The organism is Salinibacter sp., from assembly GCF_042218895.1.
GTDB lineage: Bacteria > Bacteroidota > Rhodothermia > Rhodothermales > Salinibacteraceae > Salinibacter.
Genome location: NZ_JBDGQQ010000107.1, coordinates 20,314 through 23,040 on the forward strand (window position 1 = coordinate 20,314; position 2,727 = coordinate 23,040).

Genomic DNA, 2,727 nt, shown 5'->3' on the forward strand with positions numbered 1-2,727 from the left:
TGGAGCCGGCGCCCGACGAGGATCCGACCGCTGATCGGGGCTTCTGCGACGACTTCTTCAATGAGCTGAACCACGGAAGCGCGTTCATCAAGCGGTACATCGATCGGGCCAATGAATACTGGATCGAAGAATTTAACGTCGACGGCTTCCGGTTCGACCTCGCGAAGTGTGTTGCGGACGACGGGGTGACCGTTGGGGAGAGCGGCTACACCGACGCCGTAACGAGTGGCTGGAAGAGCGTATCGGACCACGTCTGGGACACTGTGGACGCCGACACCTACATGATCCTCGAATTCTTCGGCTCTCCCAGTGTAGAAAACGAGCTCGGGGGGTATCGCGCCGGAGAGACGGGCAGCATGATGACCTGGCACAACATGAACCGTCCCTACAGCCAGTCCGACATGGGCTTTCTGGAGGGAGGAGACTTTTCGTCTGATTTCTCAGCCGCCTATTATGAGAACCGCTCCGGCTACGACCAGCCCAGCTACATTGCCTACATGGAGAGCCACGACGAGCAGTGGCTCATGCGGCGCAAAAAGGCCTTCGGCAATAGCGCCGGAAACTACAGCACGCGCACCCTTGACACGGCGCTCAACCGGCAGAAGCTCGTCGGGGCCTTCTACTTCACGGTGCCAGGGCCCCGTATGATGTGGCAGTTTGGGGAGCTGGGATATGGCTGGGGCCCTGATGAATGCCTGAAGCCGAGCGACGCCTGTTCGGCGGGCGATCCGGGTCGCACGGCCCCGAAGCCCATCCGGTGGGAATACAGTGATCCAGACCAGAATCCCGGCCGAGTGAAGCTCTATAAGACCTGGTCGGCGCTCATTGATCTGCGAACCCGGTCGGAGGTCTTCACGTCGCTGCAGACGGACGTGAGCATGAAGGTGGGGAATGGGGACTACGGACGGCGGATTGTGCTCGAACACGACAGCATGGACGCCGTCGTGGTGGGCAACATGGGCGTGACGGCGCGGGATGTGGCGACGAAGTTTCCGTCGACGGGCACGTGGTACGACTACTTTACGGGGCAGGAGGTCAACATTGAGAGTGCGGAGCAGGATGCGGCGGTTTCGATGGCGCCGGGCGAGTTTCACGTCTACACCAGCGAGCCCGTCGACTTCCCCGAGGCGGGCCTCGTGCCGTGGACGGTGGCGGTTCCCCCGCCGGAGGCCCCGACGAGCCTGGAAACTTCCTTTAATGACGACGGCACGGTCGTCTCCCTCTCCTGGTCGGCGAGCACGGCGGGCGACGTGACGGGGTATCAAATCTACCGTAGCACCGCGGCCGACTTCGACACGACGGGGACCCGCATTGCAACTGTCGGGCCGCAGACGACGAGCTACGACGACTCGACGGTAACGTCGGGGGCGGCGTACTACTACCGCGTTGCGGCCCGCGACAACGACGGCCTACGGAGCCCCGCCACCGCCGCGGTACTGGCGCTCCAGTATCCCGAGACGCTCACAATCCAGGCCTCACGCTCGTTCGGCGATGGGCAGGACCCGAACGATTACCGGCTCATTGCCCTGCCGGGAGAGGTGGACCGGGGCCTTGCGGAAACGTTCGACGGCGAGGCGGGCGACGCGTGGCAGGCGTACTGGGACGACGGCTCCGCAGAGAACCACCTCCAGAAGTTTGACGGCTCCTCGACCTTTGACCTCCGTCCCGGGCGCGGGTTCTGGGCCATCAGCGAATCATCGTGGAACGTGAGCGGTCAGGTCTCGACGGTGCCGCTCCGGGAGACCACAGCCGGGCAGGCCGCGGTCGTCTCCCTGCGGGAGGGGTGGAATATCATCTCGAACCCGCTGGACACGGACGTGGCGTGGAGCAACGTGGAGGCGGCCAATGGCGGATCGCTGCAGCCCCTCTGGCGCTTCGACGGAAGCTTCAGCCGGGCCAGCACCTTTGCCTCCGCAAAGGCGGGGGAGGCCTTTTACTTCTATAACCAGACGGGACGGACCAATCTCAGGATTCCGTACGCGATCGGTGCGGACGGTGCCAGCGACGCATCTTCGAAGCAGCACCGTGCGCTGCTCTCCGTCACGGCCCACGGGCCCGACGATGCGACCTCGACGGTGCGGGTTGGGCGTTCAAACGACGCGGAGGACGGGGTAGGCACGGAGGACGCCATCGCCCCCACGACGAAGTTTGCGGCCCTGAGCCTGCACGTTCGGGCACAGGACGCAGAGGTGGGTGCCCGCGGTCGTACCCTCGCGCGCTCCATTCGGGCCGCGGACGACGGGGCGGGGGAGATGTACGAATTGTCCCTGCGGTCGAAGTTGGAGGGGCCCATCCGACTGTCCGTTGAGAATGTGGCGGGCAGCATGGGACCGGAGGTGCGGCTCGTGAACCAGCAGACCGGCGCGACCCACGACCTAGGAGGCCCTTCGTCTGTGACCGTGAATCCGGACAAGAATGCGTCGCGGTGGACGCTCCTCACCGGGAGTCAGACGTTTGTGGAGGAGAAGGGGGCCCACCTCCGTCCCGAGTCGCTGAAGCTGTGGCCGACCTACCCGAATCCGTTCCGGCAGCAGGCGATGGTGGAGTACGCGCTCCCCGAGGCCGGCCCCGTGACGGTGACGGTGTACGATCTTCTCGGGCGGCGCGTGCGTGTCCTTGTGGATGGGCGGCAAGAGGCGGGGCTCCACCGGGTGCGGTGGAACGGGCGCGGCGGCAGCGGATCGGCCGCCGCGAGCGGCGTCTACATCGTTCGTGTGAAGGCGGCAG

Annotated in this window: 1 protein-coding gene; it reads left to right on the forward strand. The window is 65.2% G+C overall.

Translation table 11 applies throughout. The annotated features are described in order from the left end of the window. The coding region (locus ABEL04_RS09675) for a FlgD immunoglobulin-like domain containing protein (RefSeq protein ID WP_375802187.1) at positions 1–2,727 on the forward strand (2,727 nt) is incomplete at both ends.